Raw genomic sequence first — 18,146 nt, forward strand, 5'->3', positions numbered from 1 at the left:
TGTTCTTCTGTGGTACGCGGATCGGGGGAGCGGCCCGGTCGGGCCACTCCCCCGTCACGTCATCGGCGCAGGCCGAGCCGCTCGATGAGCGACCGGTAGCGGTTGATGTCCTTCTTCTGGACGTAGTTGAGCAGCCGGCGGCGACGGCCGACCAGCAGCAGCAGCCCACGGCGGCTGTGGTGGTCGTGCTTGTGCACCTTCAGGTGCTCGGTGAGCTCCGCGATCCGCTTGGTCAGGACCGCGACCTGCACCTCCGGCGAACCGGTGTCGCCCTCGGCGGTCGCGTACTCCGTGCGGATCTTGGCCTTGGCTTCCTGGTCGAGCGCCATGTTCTCCCTGTTTCGGTGGGTTGTCCAATGATGTCCGTCGTGTCGGGCTCTCGCACCGTGGAACGGACCGGTTCCTCGCACCCGCGGCGTCGTGCAGGCACGCGAGGCACCACGTCGGTCAGCCGACGTCTTGGGCAAGACTACCAGGATTGTCCGGAGCCACCGGACGAGGCCGCCCCGGACCGCCCGCGCCGTCCCCCCGGACCGGCCGCGCGGGCCCCCGGTCGCCCGCCCGCCGGGCCCGGTCGGGACGGTCAGGCCAGCGCCCGCCGGGTGCGTTCGACGTCCTGCCGGATCTGGGCGATCAACGGATCGACCCCCTGGTAGCGGATCTGCCCGCGCAGGTGCGCCACGAAGTCCAGGGCGAGACGCTCGCCGTAGAGGTCGCCGTCGAAGTCCAGCACGTACGCCTCGACCCGCCGCTCCCGACCGGAGAAGGTGGGGTTGGTGCCGATCGACACCGCCGCCATCAGCGGTTCCGGCCGGCCCCGGCGGATCAGCCGGGCCGCGTAGATGCCGTCGGCGGGCACCGCCGCGTACCGGTGGCACAGCAGGTTGGCGGTGGGGAAGCCCAGTTCCCTCCCGCGCTGGTCGCCCCGGACCACGACGCCCTCCAGACGGTGCGGCCGGCCCAGCGCGGCGGCCGCCGCGCCCACGTCGCCCGCGTCGACGCAGGAGCGGATGTAGGTGGAGGAGAAGACCGTCCCCGACTCGGCAACCAGGGGCGCGCCCTCGACCCCGAAGCCGAACGTCCGGCCGAGCCGTTCCAGCAGCGCCACGTCGCCGGCCGCCTTGTGCCCGAAGCGGAAATTGCTGCCCACCACCACCCCGGCGGCGTGCAGGTGCGCGACGAGGATGTCGTGCACGAACTCCTCGGCGGGCAGCCGGGAGAACTCGGGGGTGAACGGCACCACGCAGAGCACGTCCGTGCCGAGCGCCTCGATCAGCTCCGCCTTCCGGGCCGGCTCGGTGAGCACGGCCGGATGGGAGCCGGGTCGGACCACCTCGGCCGGGTGCGGGTCGAAGGTGAGCACCACCGACTGCACACCCGACTCGCGGGCGCGCGTCACGGTGTGCGCGATGGTCGCCTGGTGCCCCTTGTGCACGCCGTCGAAGACCCCGATGGTGACGACCGAGCGCCCCCACCCACCGGGCGTCGCGTCGTACCCCCGCCACCGCTGCATCGCTCTCCTCCGGTAAGGAAGGGCCCCTTCTTAACGCCTGGTGCCTGGGAAGGGCCCCTTGTTAACACTCGTCCGACGAACACCGCACCGCCGCCGACGCGGGTGGCGGCACTCGGTCAGGCCGGGGCGAGCACGATCTCCGCGCGGGCCCGGCCGTCCCGCTCGCTGACGATAGCGAGGAGTCCCCCGGCCGGGTCGAACACCGCGTACGGTCCGGCGATCCCGACCGGTTCGAGCGGCCCGCCGTGGGAGAGCGTCACGGCCTCGGCGGCGTCCGCCTCCCGGCGCGGGAAGAACCGGTCGGCCGCCGCGGCGAGCGGAAGGTTGACCACCTCGGGCGCACGGGCCTCCAGGTCGTCGAGGGTGGCGGCCTCCGCGAGGGAGAAGCCACCCACGGCGGTACGCCGCAGCGCGGTCAGGTGGCCACCGACGCCCAGCGCCAGCCCCGCGTCCCGGGCGAGGGCCCGGATGTACGTGCCGGAGGAGCAGGTCACGTCGACGTCCACGTCGACCACGTCCGGCTGGTCGCGACGGACCGCCAGCACGTCCAGCCGGGAGACGGTGACCCGCCGGGCGGGCAGCTCGACGCTCTCCCCGTCGCGGACCCGCTTGTACGCCCGCTGGCCGTCGATCTTGATGGCACTGACCGCGCTGGGCACCTGGTCGATCTCGCCGGTGAGGGCGGCGAAGGCGGCCCGGACCGCCTCGTCGGTCACCGTCCCGGCGGGCGTGCTGGCGATCACGTCGCCCTCGGCGTCGTCGGTGACGGTGGCCTGCCCGAGCCGGACGGTGGCGGTGTAGCTCTTGCCCGCCCCGATCACGTACGTCAGCAGGCGGGTGGCCCGGCCCACGCCGATCACCAGGACGCCGGTGGCCATCGGGTCCAGGGTGCCGCCGTGGCCGACCCGGCGGGTCCGCGCCAGCCGGCGGATCCGCGCCACCACGTCGTGCGACGTCATGCCGCCCGGCTTGTCCACCACGATCAGACCGTCAGTGCTCACGACCGGCAAGCCTGCCAGACCGCCCGGGGCGGGCCGGTGCCGGTACGCCCGGAGAAAACGGGTCGGTGTGGCTGGCCGCATCCTGCCACCATGTACTCAGTGACATTCGTCGGTACGGCGGGTGTCCGGGACCACGGGGAGACATCGATGCCAGACACCCAGGACCGCCGCACGGATCCGGCCGACCGGCGCTGGCTGCGGGCACCGCAGCAACCGTCCGTCCTGCCGGACTGGATGCGCGACCCGCCGCCGCCGCGCCGCACCCTCGGCGACCGGATCGCCGGCGCGGTCGGGTCGCTGCCCGGCGCGCGCCGGCTCCGCGAGCGCCGGTGGGCCCGCGAGCAGCGCCAGAAGCTCTACCAGCGCTACCCGAACACGGTGAAGGTGGTCGCCTTCTTCCTCTGTTGGGCGGTGGCGTTGCTGCTGGTGCTCACCGTCTACGGCCTCATGCAGCTGGCCTGACCGGCCCGTTCTCCGGCGGCGGGCGGCCCCGGTCAGGCACGTACCGCGCCCACCACCGCCCAGCCGCCGGAGCGCAGCCGCAGCAGCAGGGCGACCAGGCGGATCACCACGAAGAGGGTGAGCCCGGCCCAGATGCCGCCCAGCCCGAGGTCCAGCGCGTACGTCACCCAGATCGCGGGCAGGAACCCGCCCAGCGCCGCGACGATGGTGAGGTTGCGCAGGTAGCGCACATCGCCCGCGCCGATCAGCACCCCGTCCAGGGCGAAGACCACGCCGGCCAGCGGCAGCATCGCCACGAACCACGGCCAGGCGACCAGCGCCTGCCCGCGTACCTCCGGGTCGGAGCTGAACCAACCCGGCACCACGCCCGCGCCCGCGGCCACCAGCACGGCGAACGCCGCGCCGCAGACCGCGCCGAGCAGGCCGATCCGGCGGGCAAGCGCCCGGGCGGTGACGTCGTCGCCGGCGCCCAGCGCGGCGCCGACCAGTGCCTGCGCGGCGATGGCGAGCGCGTCGAGCACCAGCGCGGTGAAGAACCACAGCTGCAACGCGATCTGGTGGGCGCCGACCGCGGCGGCTCCGAAGCGGGCCGCTACCGCGGTGGCGGAGAGGAAGCTGGCCTGGAAGGCGACGCCCCGGATCAGCAGGTCGCGGCTGAGCACCAGTTGCTGCCGGATGACCGCCGGCCGGGGGCGCAGCGGCACCCGCTCGGCGACCAGCGCGCCGACGAAGAGCAGGCCGCCGAGGGTCTGCGCGGCCACGTTGGCCACCGCCGAGCCGATCAGGCCCAGCCCGGCGGGATAGACCAGCAGGGGGCAGAGCACCGCGGAGAGCAGGTTGGGCCCGAGGACGAACCACAGCGGCCGACGGGTGTCCTGGATGCCGCGCAGCCAGCCGTTGCCGGCGGCGGCGAGCAGCAGGCCGGGAGCGCCCAGCGCCGCGACCCGCAACCACTGCGCGGCGGCGTCGGCCACCGCGCCGCCGTCCCCGGCGAGGGTACGCGCGAGCGCGCCAGCGCCGAGCTGCATCCCGACCGCGACCAGCACCCCGACGCCCAGCGCCAGCCACGACGACTGGACTCCCTCGGCCACCGCCGCGGCCCGGTCACCCGACCCGAAGCGCCGGGCCGACCGCCCGGTGGTGCCGTACGCGACCACGGTGCCGATCCAGGCGATGAGTGTCAGCACCGTGCCGCCGACGGCGAGCGCGGCCAGCGGGACCCGGCCGAGGTGCCCGACGACGGCCGTGTCGACCAGGACGTAGAGCGGCTCGGCGGCCAGGACCACGAGGGCCGGCAGGGCGAGCGCGGCGATCCGGCGCGGGGAGGCGGGTCGCGCGACGGTCACGGCGGGCTGGCTCATCGCCGCCGATCCTGGCACGGATGAGGTAAGGGTTGCAACCGTGAACGCTGCTTACCGCAGTGGTGCGGCACGGCTGCCCCGAGGGTCGACGTCGGCCGTGGACGGCGTGGGCCGTCCAGCCGGCGTCAACCAATCGGGCGGAGGGTCACTGGCGGGTGTCCATCGACGTCTGCAGGGCGCGACGCATCTGCTCGCGAGCGTCGTCGGTGGACTCGGGCTTGGGCTTGTTCGGCATGGTGGTGATCCCTTCCAGGGCGTGGGTCACCGGAGGACGGCGACGCGCACGGATGGTCCTGCTGGGGCGCCGGCGGCGGTCCGGGATCACCGGCAACGGCCGAGAGGGCGACACGAGCCCGGGTCGGTCCGACCCTGGAGGGAGGCGACGCCGGGTGTGGCCCCACCGCCCACGACCGGCGGCACCAGGGGTCACCGGCCAGTTCCCAAGCTATCGTTCAGGTCCACATACTGCCCAGGCTTCCCGCCATGCGGACACCCCGGTCCAGCCCTCAACGGGCCAGGAAGTGCCAGCCCAGCCACCACCAGAAGCCGAAGAGTCCGATCCGGCCCACCGGCACCGAACCCACCTCGTACCGCATCACGTAGGCGCAGACGTCGCTCAGGGTGGGAATCCGCGACCCCTCCCGACGGGCCGCCCACTCCACCGCGGCGAAGAGCACCAGCGATGCCAGGAAGCCGCCGATGGCCAGGGTCCGCATCATCGCCGCACCAACCCCCAGAACGCGGACAGCCAGGCCAGCCAGGCCGCCGAGCGGATCAGCCGGTCCTCCAGCAACGGGTCGGCCAACCGCGAGAAGGTGGGGAAGTCGTCACCGGCGGCCAGCACGAACGTGGCCCCCTCGAACACCCCGAACACCACCACCGGCAGCGCCCACCAGGCCGCTCCGGCGCCCAGCCGGTACGGGGCGGGCCGGCGCGGCACCCGGTTGCTCAGACCGAGCCAGATCAGCGCCCCGCCGGTGCCGAGCGTGTAGAGATTGGCCTCGGTCGAGAAGGACGCGAACCGGCCGCCGACCAATGAGAGGCAGACGAGCACCGGCACGGCCACGGCCGGCCGGTCCCAGACGCGCGGCGCCTCGACGGTGAGCTCGTGGGGTTGCTCCATCCTGCGATTCTCCCCGTGTTCATCGACCGTCGGAAGGTGGACACTCCCCGGACCTGTCCCTGATCTTCCACCGTCGACCGCCGGCTCAGGCCCCCGGCGTGATCAGCGCACCGTCCAACTGAACGCGGATGCTCCCGACCACGTCGGCGGCGGTGCCGAGCCCGGTGAAACCGGCGGCGAACCGGTGCCCGCCGCCGCCCAGCGCCACCGCCACCCGGGACACGTCGACGGCGCCCTTGCTGCGCATGGAGACCGCCCACTCGCCGGGCCCGGTCTGCTTGACGACGCAGCTCACGTCCGCCTCGGCGGTGCACCGCACCGAGTCGATCAACGCCTCCAGCACGTACGGGCGCTGGTCGTGCCGGGTCAGGTCGTCCAGGGTCGCGTACGTCCAGACCAGACCGTGGCCGCCGGCCGCCGCCGGCTCCAGCCGGGCCCGGCTGAGCACCTCGCCGAAGAGCCGTACGGCGCCGAACGGGCGGGTGTCGAAGATCCGCCGGGAGATGTCACCGGGGCGGATCCCGGTGGCCAGCAGCCGGCCGGCCATCGCGTGCACCGCCGGGGTGGTCGCCTCGAAGCGGAACGAGCCGGTGTCGGTGCTGAGCGCCACATAGAGACACTCGGCGATGCCCGCGTCCAACGGCACCCCGAGGCGGGCCAGCAACTCCTCGACCACCACCGAGGTGGCGGCGGCGTGCGGGTCCACCAGGTTGACGTGACCGAACCGGGTGTTCGACGCGTGATGGTCGAGCACCAGCGCGGTGCCGGCCGTCTCCAGCCGGTCGACCAGCTCACCGAGGCGGGACTCGCTGGCCGCGTCGAAACAGATCACCAGATCCGGATCGGCGTACGCCTCGGTGGCCGGGACGAGCAGGTCGAGCCCCGGCAGACCGCGGAACGGCTCCGGCACCTCGGGCGGTCCGGGGAAGGTCGCCCGCAACCGCCGGAGGCCCCGCCGGCGCAGCCCGAGCCCGAAGCCGAGCATGCTGCCCAGCGCGTCGCCGTCCGGGTTGACGTGGCAGATCAGCTGCACCCGGCCGTCCGGCGGCAGGTCCTCGACGGCCGCGACCGCGGCGGCCCAGTCGGCCTCGGCCGGTCCCGATCCGGACGATCCCGCACCGGCCGGGACATGGTCGACCGTCCGGCCGGTCGGGTCGACCGCGGACGCGGTCACCGCCCGGTCCGCGGCGCGGCGTCGTCCTTGTCGTCCCCGGCGTCCGTCGTGCCGTCCTCGGCCGCGTCGTCGTCCTCGTCCAGCCGGTACGGCTGCGGCTCGCCCGCGTACTCGGCGCGGGCGGCCAGCCGCTGCACCTCGGCGTCGGCGTTGCGCGCCTGCGCGAGCAGGTCGTCGATGTGCTTGACCTGGTCCTGGACGTCGTCCAGGACGAAGGTGAGCGTCGGCGAGTGCCGCAGCCCGAGCGCCTTGCCGACCGTGCTGCGCAGCAGGCCCTTCGCGCTCTCCAGCGCCGCCGCCGTGCCCGCCTGGGCGGCCGAGTCGCCGAGCACGGTGTAGAAGACGGTCGCGTCGCGCAGATCGGCGGTGATCCGGGCGTCGGTGATCGTGATCATGCCGAGCCGGGGGTCCTTGATCTGGCTCCGCACCACCGACGCGACCAGTTCACGCACTCGCTCCGCGTGCCGGCGTACCTTGGCCGGATCCGACATCTCGCCCACCTCCACGGCGTCCCGCTCCCGGCCTCCGACCGACGCAGAGCGTCACCCCGGCCGACCGGCCAACAACTCTGCACACTACCTTCGCGACCGGTGCCACCGCGCGTCGCCGCCGGTGGCGCCGACCACGCCCCGCGGCGCGGGAGCCTCAGTCGTCGTCGCCGTGCAGACGGCGGCGCACGGAGAGCAACTCCACCTCGGGCCGGCCGGCCACCAGGCGCTCACAGGAGTCGAGCACCTCGCGGACGTGCGCCGGCTCGGCGGCCACCACCGCCACCGCGATCTCCGCCCGACCGTGCAGGTCGAGCGCCCCCACCTCGGCGGCCGACACCTCGAAGCGCCGGAGCGCCGCGACGATGGGCCGAACATATGATCTCTTGGCCTTGAGCGACCGTGAGTCGCCCGGCAGCAGCAGGTCGAAGACCGCGGTTCCGGTGAACATCACCTCAGGACGTTACGGACACCCCTGGACATGATCAAGGGGTTTACGCCGGTCCGGCGTAAACCCCTCGACCACCTGTCTCAGCCGCGGATCAGGCGCGAACCTTCTCCCGCATCTCGAAGGTCTCGATGATGTCGCCGACCTGGACGTTGTTGTAACCACCCAGGGTCAGACCACACTCGAAGCCCTCGCGGACCTCCGTGGCGTCGTCCTTGAACCGCTTGAGCGAGCTGATGGTGATGTTGTCCGCCACCACCGCCCCGTCACGCAGCAGCCGCGCCTTGGCGTTACGCCGGATGACACCCGACCGGACGATGCAACCGGAGATGTTGCCGACCTTGGACGAGCGGAAGACGTCGCGGATCTCCGCGGTGCCCAGCTCGACCTCCTCGTACTCCGGCTTGAGCAGGCCCTTGAGCGCCGCCTCGATCTCCTCGATGGCCTGGTAGATCACCGTGTAGTAGCGGATCTCCACACCCTCGCGGTCGGCCATCTCGCGGACCTTGTTGGAGGCCCGCACGTTGAAGCCGATGATCGTGACCGGCTCCGACGAGGCGCTGGCCAGCATGACGTTGCTCTCGGTGATCGCACCGACGCCCCGGTCGAGGACCTTGAGCTGGACCTCCTCGGGGATGTCGAGGTTGAACAGCGCGTCCTCGAGCGCCTCCACGGAACCGGAGACGTCGCCCTTGAGCACCAGGTTGAGCGAGGTCTTCTCGCCCTCCTTGAGCTGCTCCATGAGCGTCTCGAGGGTCGCCCGGCCACGGGAGTTGGCGAATGCCGCCGCCCGCCGCCGTGCCTGCCGCTGCTCGGCGATCTGCCGCACCGTGCGGTCGTCCGCCGCGGCGAGGAAGGTGTCGCCGGCGCTCGGCACCGCGGTCAGACCGAGGACCAGGACCGGACGTGCCGGACCCGCCTCGGCGACCTGGTTGCCGTTCTCGTCGAGCATCGCCCGAACCCGGCCGTGCGCCCCACCGGCGACGATCGAGTCGCCCGCCCGCAGGGTGCCCTTCTGCACCAGCACCGTCGCCACCGCACCGCGGCCCTTGTCCAGGTGCGCCTCGATGGCCACACCCTGTGCCGGCCCGTCGATCGGAGCGGTCAGCTCCAGCGACGCGTCGGCGGTCAGCAGTACGGCCTCGAGAAGTTCCTCGATGCCGGTGCCCGGCTTGGCCGCCACGTTGACGAACATGGTCTCGCCGCCGTACTCCTCGGCGACCAGGCCGTACTCGGTCAGCTGCTGGCGGACCTTGTCCGGGTTGGCCTCCGGCTTGTCGACCTTGTTGACCGCCACCACGATCGGCACGTCGGCCGCCTTGGCGTGGTTCAACGCCTCGATGGTCTGCGGCATCACGCCGTCGTCGGCGGCGACCACCAGGATCACCACGTCGGTGACCTGGGCACCACGGGCACGCATGGCGGTGAACGCCTCGTGACCCGGGGTGTCGATGAAGGTCACCGCGCGGTCGTCGCCCTCGTGCGGAACGTGGACCTGGTAGGCACCGATGTGCTGGGTGATGCCACCGGCCTCGCCGGCCACCACGTTCGCCTTGCGGATCGCGTCGAGCAGCTTGGTCTTACCGTGATCGACGTGACCCATGACGGTCACCACCGGCGCGCGACTGACCAGGCGCTCCTGGGCGACCTCGGCGTCGAGGTCGATGTTGAACTGCGCGAGCAGCTCGCGGTCCTCGTCCTCCGGGCTGACGATCTGCACGTCGAAACCGAGGTGCTCACCCAGCAGCAGCAGGGTGTCGTCGGAGCACGACTGGGTCGCGGTCACCATCTCGCCCAGGTTGAACATCTCCTGGACCAGCGAACCCGGGTTGGCGTTGATCTTGTCGGCGAAGTCCGACAGCGAGGCGCCACGGGAGAGCCGGACGACCTGACCCTGGCCCCGGGGAGCACCCGAGGACATGGTCGGGGCCGACAGGTTGTCGAACTCCTGTCTGCGCTGCTTCTTGGACTTGCGACCGCGGGTCGGCCGGCCACCCGGACGCCCGAAGGCACCCGCGGCGCCGCCGCCACGGCCACGACCGCCGCCACCGGGGCGACCGCCGCCACCGCCTGGAGCACCCGGACGGAAACCGCCGCCGGGCGCGCCGCCGCCGCCACCGGGACCACCACGGTAGCCACCGCCACCGGCGCCACCGCCGCCACCGGGACCACCACGGTAGCCACCGCCACCGGCGCCACCGCCACCGGGACCACCACGGAAACCTCCGCCGCCGCCACCGGGACGACCGGCACCGCCGCCGGGGCCGCCACGACCGCCACCGGGACCGCCGGGGCGACCCGTGGTCGGACGCTGGCTCGGCATCGACGCCGGGCTGGGCCGCGGCGGCATGGAGGCCGGGCTCGGCCGCGGCGGCATGCCCGCCGGGCTGGGCCGGGGGCCACCGGCGCCAGCGGCGGGCGGCCGCTGCTGGCCGCCCTGGATACCGAACGGGTTGTTACCGGCGCCGCGCGACGGCGGACGACCGCCCGGACGGGCACCCGGGCCCGGCGCGGGCGCGCCGGGACGACCGGCGGGCTGCGAACCGGGACGCGGTGGAACGGCGTTCGGACCCGGACGCGGGCCCGGACGGGGACCGCCCTCGGTCGGCGGCTCCCGCCGAACGTTCTCGCGTTGCTGCTGGCGGGCGGCCTGCGCGGCCTTGACCGCGGCCTCCTGCTCAGCCTTCAGCGCGGCGGCACGCGCCTCCGCGGCCGCCACCTCGATGTCGTGCGCGCTCGCCGGCTTGGCGACCGGGGCCGCCGGCTGCGGCGGGCCCGGAACCGGGCCCTTGGGCTTGGGTCCCGGGGTCGGGGCGGCCGGCCGCCGGGGCGGCATCGGCTTGGCCGAGACCCGGGGCGCACCCGGGGTCGGGGACGGGGACGGTGTCGGGGTCGACGATGCCGGGCCCGGAGCGGCCGCCGGCGAGGCGGCCGGCGCCGAGGAACCACCGGCGGACGCGACGAAGGCGCCACGCAGCCGCCGGGCGACAGGCGCCTCGACGGTGCTGGACGCGGACTTGACGAACTCGCCCATCTCCTTGAGTTTGGCGAGAACGGTCTTGCTTTCGACCCCGAGCTCCTTAGCAAGCTCGTGTACGCGGGCCTTACCTGCCACTGCACTCCTCACTCCGAGGTCGTGCGGGCAGCACCCGCAACAACCTCACTCGTGCACTTGAAGCCTGGTCATTTCAGGGACTTCATCGTGTGCTCATGTCGGTCGTCCTACCTTGCTAGCGACCCTCGTCCGATCGGGTTGACCGGACGTAGTGGTTGGCGCATCGACGTGCTCCGCCAGATCGCCGTGGTCGAGGACCCCGGTGATGCGCAGCGCCCGCCCGAAGGCCCGCCGCCGCACCGCCTGCGCGAAGCAGGCCGGATCCGGGTGCATGTTCGCTCCCCGACCCGGCAGACTGCGGGCCGGATCAGGTCGGAGGCTGTGACCAGCCTCGTCACCGACCGCGACGATCCGCAGCAATTCGCTGGCCGGCGCACGTCGCCGGCAACCCACACAGGTGCGCACCGGCGCCACGCGTCGTACCACTGCTGAAAGTCTACCCCTAGCCGCCCGAGATCGCTCCGCCCGGCTCCCGGACGTGATCAGCTCCGCCCCGGTTGCCCGTTCCGGCCTGTTCCGCGTCGGACCGGATGTCGATCCGCCAACCGGTCAGACGGGCAGCGAGGCGGGCATTCTGCCCCTCGCGGCCGATCGCCAGCGACAGCTGGAAGTCCGGGACGGTCACCCGGGCGGTCCGGCTGGACAGGTCGACCACCTCGACCCGCAGGGCCTTGGCCGGGGAGAGCGCGTTACCGACGAAGGTGGCCGGGTCGTCCGACCAGTCGATGATGTCGATCTTCTCACCGTGCAGCTCGCTCATCACCGCCCGCACCCGCTGACCCATCGGACCGATGCAGGCGCCCTTGGCGTTGACGCCCTGCGCGGTGGAACGGACCGCGATCTTCGTCCGGTGACCCGCCTCACGCGCGATGGCGCCGATCTCGACGGTCCCGTCGGCGATCTCCGGCACCTCCAGGGCGAAGAGCTTCTTGACCAGTGCCGGGTGCGACCGGGACAGGGTGATCTGCGGCCCGCGCATCCCCTTGGCCACGTGCACCACCACGCACCGGATCCGCTCGCCGTGCGCGTACCGCTCGCCGGGCACCTGCTCCGACTGCGGCAGCACGCCCTCCAGCTTGCCCAGGTCGACGCTGACGATGCCCTTCTCCGACCGCGCCTCGTGCGCCTGCACCACGCCGGTCACCAGGTCACCGTCGCGGCCCACGTACTCGCCGAAGTGCACCTCGTCGGTGGCCTCCCGCAGCCGCTGGAGGATCACCTGCTTGGCCGTCATCGCGGCGATCCGGCCGAAGTCGTGCGGGGTGTCGTCCCACTCCCGCACGACCGAGCCGTCGTCGTCCGTCTCCTGCGCGTACACCAGGGCGGCGCCGGACTTGCGGTCGATCTCCACCCGGGCGTGCGACTCCGCGCCCTCGGTGTGCCGGTAGGCGGTCAGCAACGCGGTCTCGATCGCCGCGAGGATCGTGTCGAACGGGATCTCCCGCTCGCGCTCCAGTGCGCGCAGCGCCGCGAGGTCGATGTTCACCTCTCCTCGTCCTCCACATCATCGTCGTCAAAGTCGTCGGTGTCGCCGGCGTCGCCGGGTCCGTCGGTGCCGTCCAACTCGTCCGCCTCGTCGATCTCGTCGAGCCGGGTGAACTCCACCTGCACCCGGCCGGGGCCGAGTTCGGCGTACGTGAACTCCGCGCGACCGGTCTCGGTCTCCAGCGCCACGCGCTCGTCGTCCGCGGCGAGGATCCGACCGGTCACCTGGCGGTCGCCGCCCTGCTCGGCACGCGGGCCGGGCAGCGCGGCCCGGACGGTCACCCGGACCAGCCGGGCGACGTTACGCCGCCAGTGCCGGGGCAGGGTCAGCGGCCGGTCCACGCCGGGCGAGCTGACCTCGAGCTGGTATTCGCCGGCGACCAGATCGCCACCGGCCTCCTCGGCCGCGTCGAGGGCGGCGGAGATCGCCCGGGAGACGTCCGCGACGGCATCCAGGTTGACGCCGCCGTCGGTGTCCACGATCACCCGGACCACGTGCCGGCGGCCGGCGCGGGAGACGGAGAGGTCCTCCAGGTCGTATCCGGCCGCGGTGACCACGGGCTCGACCACCTCACGCAGCCGGGCCCGGCGGGCGGCGAGGTCGCCGCGCGGCGCGCGCTCCCCGCCACGGGGGCCCTCCGGACGCCGCGGTCGCCCGGTCGGCCCGGTCGGCCTGGTAGCCCGGCCACGCTGCGTCATCTGGCGCACCCTCTCCCGCTCGCGGCGACCGTTCGGTCGCCCATGCCGGTACGCCACCGGCGCGGTCGCGCCGGTGGTTGCGCAGAGCGTAACGCGCCGCTCGGGTACCGGCCCGGGCGGCGCACCGACGCCGATGCCCCCGGCACCGGCCGGGATGGTGTTGACTTGTCCGGTGGCGAAGGGCAGAACGACGGAGTGCGACCAGGTGATCGGACGTTCGCGGCGCACCGTGCTGCGCGCCGGCACCCTGCTGGCGCTCGGCGGCGCGACGGCGACGCTCACCGGCTGTGATCCCCTCGGCCGCGGCGGGCAGCCGGCCGCCGCGCCCGACCCACTGGCGCCGCTGGTCGACGAGGCGCTCGCGCTCGCGGCGGCGCACACCGACGCCGCGGCGGCCCATCCCCCGCTGGCCGACCGGCTCACCCCGATCGCCGAGGCGCACCGGGCACACGCCGCGGAACTGGCCGGACTGATCGGCGCCGCGACGCCCACGCCGTCCGCCTCCGCGTCACCCTCGCCGGCCGGCGACCCGGCCGCCGCGCTGGTCACCCTGCGGACCCGGGAGCAGGCCGGCCGGCAGAGCGCGACCGCGGCCTGCGCGGGGGCCCCGGCGGACCGCGCGGCCCTGCTCGCGTCGATCGTCGCCGCCCGGGCCACCCACGTGGAGGTGCTGCGGTGACCGCGCCGGCCGGGCCCACCGAGGCGCTGGGGGCGGCGCTCACCGCCGAGTACGCCGCCATCTGGGCGTACGGCCGGATCGGGGTCCGCCTCACCGGCGCCGATCGCCGCGCGGCCCGGGAGGCCGAGGCCGCCCACCGGCGCCGCCGCGACGCGTTGGTGGTGCAGTTGAGCACCGGCGCCGGGACGGTGCCGGCGGACCACGCCGGGTACGCGCTGCCGTACCCGGTGACCGACCGGCCCGGCGCCCTGCGCCTGGCGGTGGAGGTGGAGGAGCGGACGGCGGCGTTCTGGCGGGCGGCGGTGGCGGCGACCACCGGACCGGACCGGGACCGGGCGCTGGCCGCCCTGGTGGAGTACGCGGTCCGGGCGACGCGCTGGCGGCGGGCCGCCGGGATCACCCCGTCGACGGTGGCGTTCCCGGGTCGACCGAGCTGACGTCGGGGCCAGCCGGAGCCGTTCCGGTTGCGCTCCGCATACCAGGTATGCATACTCCGTGAACATGTCCATCCGTCACGGACTGCTCGCCCTGCTCGAGCGCGGCCAGATGTACGGCTACCAGCTGCGCGCCTCCTTCGAGGAATCCACCGGCTCCACCTGGCCACTGAACATCGGGCAGGTCTACACCACGCTCGCCCGCCTGGAACGCGACGGGTTGGTCCGCTCCCTGCCGGAGAGCGAGGCGGGACAGCGGCCGTACGAGATCACCGACGCCGGCCGGGCCGACCTGACCCTGTGGTTCGCCACCCCGGTCAGCCGTACCGACCGGCCCCGGGACGAGCTGGCGATCAAGCTCGCTCTCGCCCTCACCACCCCCGGGGTGGACGTGCGTTCGGTGGTGCAGACCCAGCGGGCCGCCACCATCCGGACGTTGCAGGAGTTGACCCGGTTGAAGTACGCCAGCGACCGCCCGGAGGACCTGCCCTGGCGGCTGGTCCTGGACGCGATGGTGTTCCAGGCCGAGGCGGAAGTTCGGTGGCTGGACCACTGCGAGAGCAGCCTGGTGCGGCACCGGCCCACCCCGCCCGGCGCGCCGGGCAGCGCCGGGAGCGCCGCGCCCGAAGGGACGGTGCCGCGTACGGACGAGGGGGCTCGGCGGTGACCACGGCGGACGGTGCGGTGCTGGAGGTCCGCGACGTGCACCGCACGCACGGCGCCGGCCCGGCCGCGGTGCACGCGCTGCGCGGGGTGAGCCTGACCGTCCGCGCCGGCGAGCTGGTCGCCGTGATGGGGCCCTCCGGATCGGGCAAGTCGACCCTGCTGGCCCTGGCCGGCGGGTTGGACGGCCCGAGCGCCGGCGAGATCCACGTGGACGGGCAACGGCTCGGCGCCCTGGACCGGCGCCGCCTCGCCCAGCTGCGTCGCCGCCGGATCGGCTACATCTTCCAGAACCTCAACCTGATCGCCAGCCTCACCGCGGTGGAGAACGTCGCGCTCCCCCTGGAACTGGACGGAACGGGTGCCCGACCGGCCCGGCGGCTCGCGCTCGACGCGCTGGCCGAGGTGGGCCTGCCGGAGTTGGGCGACCGGTTCCCGGACCAGCTCTCCGGCGGCCAGCAGCAGCGGGTGGCGATCGCCCGGGCCCTGGTCGGCGAGCGCCGGCTGGTGCTCGCCGACGAGCCGACCGGCGCGCTGGACTCGCAGACCGGCGAGGCCGTCCTGCACCTGCTCCGCCGCCGGATCGACGCCGGGGCGGCCGGAGTGCTGGTCACCCACGAGGCGCGGCACGCGGCGTGGGCGGACCGGGTGATCTTCCTGCGCGACGGGGTGCTGGTCGACTCGACCGCACCGCTGGGCGACGTGGCGCAGCTGCTCACCGGCAGCGGGCGGTGAGGGCCGGCCGGCTCGACGGCACGGTCGCCTCCTGGCGGGTCGCGCTCCGGGTCGCCCAGCGGGAGGCGTGGCGGGCGCGCGGGCGGGCCGCGCTGATCCTGGTGATGATCGTCCTGCCGGTGCTCGGCCTGTCGTTCACCGCGGTGACCTGGGACATGGCGCGACTCACCACCGCCGAGCGGATGGCCCGCCAGCTCGGCGTGGCCGACGCCGAGCTACAGATGGTGTCCCCGGGGCCGGTGACGCAGAGCCCCTGGGGCGACGGGTGGGATGTGTCCAGCGACACGAAGGGACCGCCGCCACCGATCGACCCGGCGGCGGTCGCCCCGCTGCTGCCGGCCGGCTCGCGGATGCTGCCGGTGCAGCGCTGGGCCTCCTTCGAGGTGCTGCGCGGCGACCGGATCGACAACATCGTGCAGGCCCGGCGCGTCGACCTCGCCGACCCGCTCGGGCGCGGTCTGGTCGAGTTCCTCCGTGGCCGGGCACCGGCCGCACCCGACGAGATCGCCGCCAGCGAGCCCGCGCTGGACCGGCTGGGGGTCCGCCCCGGTGACCGGGTCACCGCCGCGGACGGCTTCCGCACCTGGACGGTCGTCGCGGTGGTCGAGTTCCCGGACCAGCTGGGACCGGTCGTGGTGCTGCCGCCGGAGAAGCCGGCCGGACGGCCGGATCACGGGGACGGCACCACCCTGCTGGTCGACCTGCCCGGCGGCATCGACGCCGACCTGGTCCGGCGGCTCAACGACCACGGTCTGGTGATCACGGCCCGCGCGCCGGTGCCGGGCGTTCCCGGGGACCGGACGATGGCGTTCGGGCCACCGTCCGCCGGCATGGATCTGGAGGGCATGAGCGTCGCCGTGCTGGTCGGCGGGCTCGGCCTGCTGGAGGTCGTGCTGCTGGTCGGGCCGGCCTTCGCGGTGGGTGTGCGGCGGCGACGCCGGGACCTCGCGTTGGTGGCGGTCGCCGGTGGCGACGCGGTGCACCTGCGCCGGATCGTGCTCGCCGACGGGCTGGTGCTGGGCGCGTCCGGCGCGGTGGTGGGCGTGCTGCTCGGCGTCGGCGCGGCCGTCGCGCTGCGCCCGCTGACCGAGCGCTACCTCTTCCAGGCCCGCTTCGCCGACTACCGTTTCCTGCCCGAGGCGCTGGTACTGATCGCCGCGGTCGCCGTCCTGGCCGGCGTGCTCGCCGCGCTGGTGCCGGCGTGGACGGCCGCCCGGCAGGACGTGGTGGCGGGCCTGGCCGGGCGGCGCACCCCGGCGGCGTACCGACGGCACTGGCCGGTGCTCGGCGCGGCGCTGGTCGCGGTCGGCGTCGGCCTGGCCGCGGTCGGCGCGAACCGGACGTCGCCGACGGTGCTCCTGGCCGGCGTGGTGCTCGGCGAACTCGGCCTGGTCTGCGTCACGCCGGCGCTGGTCGGGCTGTTGGCCCGGCTCGGCCGCGCCCTGCCGGTGGCGCCCCGGATCGCCCTGCGCGACGCGAGCCGCAACCGGTCGTCGGCCGCGCCGGCCATCTCGGCGGTGATGGCGGCGGTGGCCACCAGCGTCGCCCTCGGCGTCTACATCGCCAGCGACGAGGCCCGCGGCATGAGCACCTATCTGCCGAACCTGCCGCCCGGCAGCGTGCTGGTGACCCAGCCCGACCCGAACATCCCCGGCGTGCCGGACCGGGACCGGGTGATCGAGGCGGCCCGGACACATCTGGGCACCGAGGCCCTCGTCCCGCTGTTCCACCCCACCTGTGCCGCGGACGACGACCCGTGCCTGGTGCAGGCGGTGCTGCCCCCCGGCCGGTCCTGCCCGTGGCAGGTCGGCGACATCGAAGGGCTCGACGAGGCCGACCAGCGGCGGGCCCGGGCCGACGAGCGCTGCCAGCGGGACCCGCGGAACACCTACGACGGTTACGTCGAGACGATCGTGGACGACGGCACCGCTCTGCCGCTGCTCACCGGCGCGGACCCGTCCACCACCGCCGCCGCCACCGCCGCGCTGGCCGCCGGAGGGGCGGTGGTGACCGACCCGCGGTACGTCCACGACGGGCGGCTCTCGCTCGCCGTGCGGCGGGCGGCCGGCCCGGAGCAGCGGGTGAGCACCTCGGCGACGGTGGCCGGGTACGCCGTGGAGGTCGAACTCGGCCCGCCGCGCCTGGTCCTCTCCCGGCCGGCGGCCGAGCGGCTCGGGCTGACCGGCCAGCAGGTCGGCTGGGCGTTGCGGACCGGCCCGGCGACCGAGGCGGCGCACCGGGAGCGGTTCGTCGCCGCGCTCCGGCCGCTGCGCGGGGTCCAGGTGTCGTACGAGTCCGGCAACCCCGAGGGGCCGGTGCGGCCCCTGCTCCTGCTGCTGGCCGGGGCCGCCGGGGTGATCACCATCGGCGCCACCGCGGCGGCCACCGGTCTGGCGGCCGCCGAGGGCCGCGCCGACCTGTCCACCCTCGCGGCGGTCGGTGCCGGACCGGGCGTACGTCGGATCCTCTCCCTCAGCCAGGCCGGGGTCATCGCCGTGGTGGGGTCGCTGCTCGGGATCGTCGCCGGCCTGGCCACCGCCCTGATCATCCTGGCCGCGCTGAACCGCCACCACACCGACCGCTGGCCGGTGGAGCCGCCGTTCCCGACCGTGGTGCCGTGGAGCACGCTCGGTGTCCTGGTGGTGGTGCCCATGGTCGCGATGCTCGGCGCCGGCCTGTTGACCCGCTCCCGGTTGCCGGTGGAGCGTCGCCTCGACTGACGGTTCGGGGGTGCCCCCGAGGGTCGGTAGGCGGCACACTGGCGAA

Annotated in this window: 19 protein-coding genes; 6 read left to right on the forward strand and 13 right to left on the reverse strand. The window is 74.3% G+C overall.

Going from position 1 to position 18,146, the window contains the following annotated elements:
- Nucleotides 1-59: 59 nt before the first annotated feature.
- From rpsO to truB, 3 genes are all read right to left on the reverse strand, one after another.
- Nucleotides 60-329, reverse strand: a complete 270-nt coding sequence (rpsO, locus tag D7223_RS07070; protein WP_109804764.1) for a 30S ribosomal protein S15 — start codon at nt 327-329, stop codon at nt 60-62.
- A gap of 254 nt (nt 330-583) precedes the next feature.
- Nucleotides 584-1,513, reverse strand: a complete 930-nt coding sequence (locus tag D7223_RS07075; RefSeq protein ID WP_120726269.1) for a bifunctional riboflavin kinase/FAD synthetase — start codon at nt 1,511-1,513, stop codon at nt 584-586.
- A gap of 116 nt (nt 1,514-1,629) precedes the next feature.
- Nucleotides 1,630-2,595, reverse strand: a complete 966-nt coding sequence (truB, locus tag D7223_RS07080; protein ID WP_420330297.1) for a tRNA pseudouridine(55) synthase TruB — start codon at nt 2,593-2,595, stop codon at nt 1,630-1,632.
- A gap of 66 nt (nt 2,596-2,661) precedes the next feature.
- On the opposite strand from truB, the gene D7223_RS07085 reads away from it, so the two are divergent.
- Nucleotides 2,662-2,976: a hypothetical protein gene (locus D7223_RS07085; protein ID WP_120726271.1), complete on the forward strand. Its 315-nt coding sequence runs from the start codon at nt 2,662-2,664 to the stop codon at nt 2,974-2,976.
- Between the two features lie 32 nt (nt 2,977-3,008).
- Here the strand turns inward: D7223_RS07085 and D7223_RS07090 are convergent, their stop codons facing one another.
- The 10 genes from D7223_RS07090 to rimP all read right to left on the reverse strand — a co-directional run bounded on the left by D7223_RS07090 (nt 3,009) and on the right by rimP (nt 12,869).
- Nucleotides 3,009-4,337 carry an MATE family efflux transporter gene (locus D7223_RS07090; protein WP_120726272.1) on the reverse strand — a complete coding sequence of 443 codons (1,329 nt, stop codon included), beginning with the start codon at nt 4,335-4,337 and terminating at the stop codon, nt 3,009-3,011.
- 506 nt (nt 4,338-4,843) lie between these two features.
- The gene (locus tag D7223_RS07095; RefSeq protein WP_186832418.1) at nt 4,844-5,053 is read right to left on the reverse strand and encodes a DUF6186 family protein; all 210 of its coding nucleotides are present in this window, start codon (nt 5,051-5,053) and stop codon (nt 4,844-4,846) included.
- Entirely contained in the window at nt 5,053-5,460 is a 408-nt protein-coding gene (locus tag D7223_RS07100; RefSeq protein ID WP_120726277.1) for a hypothetical protein, read from the reverse strand. Before D7223_RS07100 ends, D7223_RS07095 begins: the two co-directional genes overlap by 1 nt.
- Before the next feature lie 85 nt (nt 5,461-5,545).
- The gene (locus tag D7223_RS07105) at nt 5,546-6,634 is read right to left on the reverse strand and encodes a DHH family phosphoesterase (protein WP_120726279.1); all 1,089 of its coding nucleotides are present in this window, start codon (nt 6,632-6,634) and stop codon (nt 5,546-5,548) included.
- Nucleotides 6,631-7,125 carry a 30S ribosome-binding factor RbfA gene (gene rbfA, locus D7223_RS07110; RefSeq protein WP_120727066.1) on the reverse strand — a complete coding sequence of 165 codons (495 nt, stop codon included), beginning with the start codon at nt 7,123-7,125 and terminating at the stop codon, nt 6,631-6,633. The genes D7223_RS07105 and rbfA overlap by 4 nt, the downstream gene beginning before the upstream one ends.
- Nucleotides 7,126-7,279: 154 nt before the next feature.
- Nucleotides 7,280-7,573, reverse strand: a complete 294-nt coding sequence (locus D7223_RS07115; protein ID WP_120726281.1) for a DUF503 domain-containing protein — start codon at nt 7,571-7,573, stop codon at nt 7,280-7,282.
- A 91-nt stretch (nt 7,574-7,664) separates the two neighbouring features.
- Nucleotides 7,665-10,685 carry a translation initiation factor IF-2 gene (infB, locus tag D7223_RS07120; RefSeq protein WP_120726283.1) on the reverse strand — a complete coding sequence of 1,007 codons (3,021 nt, stop codon included), beginning with the start codon at nt 10,683-10,685 and terminating at the stop codon, nt 7,665-7,667.
- Nucleotides 10,686-10,778: 93 nt separating this feature from the next.
- Complete coding sequence (locus D7223_RS07125) at nt 10,779-11,111, reverse strand: YlxR family protein (RefSeq protein WP_120726285.1); 333 nt, start codon at nt 11,109-11,111, stop codon at nt 10,779-10,781.
- Between the two features lie 16 nt (nt 11,112-11,127).
- A complete protein-coding gene (nusA, locus tag D7223_RS07130) occupies nt 11,128-12,171 on the reverse strand; it encodes a transcription termination factor NusA (protein WP_120726287.1) in 1,044 nt (347 codons plus the stop codon).
- Entirely contained in the window at nt 12,168-12,869 is a 702-nt protein-coding gene (gene rimP, locus D7223_RS07135) for a ribosome maturation factor RimP (RefSeq protein WP_120727068.1), read from the reverse strand. Before rimP ends, nusA begins: the two co-directional genes overlap by 4 nt.
- Nucleotides 12,870-13,098: 229 nt before the next feature.
- Between rimP and D7223_RS07140 the strand changes: the two genes are divergently transcribed.
- The 5 genes from D7223_RS07140 (at nt 13,099) to D7223_RS07160 (ending at nt 18,100) form a co-directional block, all read left to right on the forward strand.
- Complete coding sequence (locus D7223_RS07140; protein ID WP_120726289.1) at nt 13,099-13,548, forward strand: hypothetical protein; 450 nt, start codon at nt 13,099-13,101, stop codon at nt 13,546-13,548.
- Nucleotides 13,545-13,985: a ferritin-like domain-containing protein gene (locus D7223_RS07145; RefSeq protein WP_120726291.1), complete on the forward strand. Its 441-nt coding sequence runs from the start codon at nt 13,545-13,547 to the stop codon at nt 13,983-13,985. The genes D7223_RS07140 and D7223_RS07145 overlap by 4 nt, the downstream gene beginning before the upstream one ends.
- Nucleotides 13,986-14,049: 64 nt before the next feature.
- Nucleotides 14,050-14,649, forward strand: coding sequence for a PadR family transcriptional regulator (locus D7223_RS07150; RefSeq protein ID WP_120726294.1), 600 nt, complete (start codon nt 14,050-14,052; stop codon nt 14,647-14,649).
- Nucleotides 14,646-15,380, forward strand: coding sequence for an ABC transporter ATP-binding protein (locus tag D7223_RS07155; protein WP_120726296.1), 735 nt, complete (start codon nt 14,646-14,648; stop codon nt 15,378-15,380). The genes D7223_RS07150 and D7223_RS07155 overlap by 4 nt, the downstream gene beginning before the upstream one ends.
- Nucleotides 15,377-18,100: an ABC transporter permease gene (locus D7223_RS07160; protein ID WP_158610834.1), complete on the forward strand. Its 2,724-nt coding sequence runs from the start codon at nt 15,377-15,379 to the stop codon at nt 18,098-18,100. The genes D7223_RS07155 and D7223_RS07160 overlap by 4 nt, the downstream gene beginning before the upstream one ends.
- Nucleotides 18,101-18,146 lie beyond the last annotated feature (46 nt).

Source organism: Micromonospora endolithica, assembly GCF_003626595.1.
Taxonomy (GTDB): domain Bacteria; phylum Actinomycetota; class Actinomycetes; order Mycobacteriales; family Micromonosporaceae; genus Micromonospora; species Micromonospora endolithica.

Coding starts and splice junctions, on each gene's coding strand:
- rpsO (WP_109804764.1), bottom strand. CDS start 329: ATGGCGCTCGACCAGGAAGCCAAGGCCAAGATCCGCACGGAGTACGCG.
- D7223_RS07075 (WP_120726269.1), bottom strand. CDS start 1,513: ATGCAGCGGTGGCGGGGGTACGACGCGACGCCCGGTGGGTGGGGGCGC.
- truB (WP_420330297.1), bottom strand. CDS start 2,595: ATGCGGCCAGCCACACCGACCCGTTTTCTCCGGGCGTACCGGCACCGG.
- D7223_RS07085 (WP_120726271.1), top strand. CDS start 2,662: ATGCCAGACACCCAGGACCGCCGCACGGATCCGGCCGACCGGCGCTGG.
- D7223_RS07090 (WP_120726272.1), bottom strand. CDS start 4,337: ATGAGCCAGCCCGCCGTGACCGTCGCGCGACCCGCCTCCCCGCGCCGG.
- D7223_RS07095 (WP_186832418.1), bottom strand. CDS start 5,053: ATGCGGACCCTGGCCATCGGCGGCTTCCTGGCATCGCTGGTGCTCTTC.
- D7223_RS07100 (WP_120726277.1), bottom strand. CDS start 5,460: ATGGAGCAACCCCACGAGCTCACCGTCGAGGCGCCGCGCGTCTGGGAC.
- rbfA (WP_120727066.1), bottom strand. CDS start 7,125: ATGTCGGATCCGGCCAAGGTACGCCGGCACGCGGAGCGAGTGCGTGAA.
- D7223_RS07115 (WP_120726281.1), bottom strand. CDS start 7,573: ATGTTCACCGGAACCGCGGTCTTCGACCTGCTGCTGCCGGGCGACTCA.
- rimP (WP_120727068.1), bottom strand. CDS start 12,869: ATGACGCAGCGTGGCCGGGCTACCAGGCCGACCGGGCCGACCGGGCGA.
- D7223_RS07150 (WP_120726294.1), top strand. CDS start 14,050: ATGTCCATCCGTCACGGACTGCTCGCCCTGCTCGAGCGCGGCCAGATG.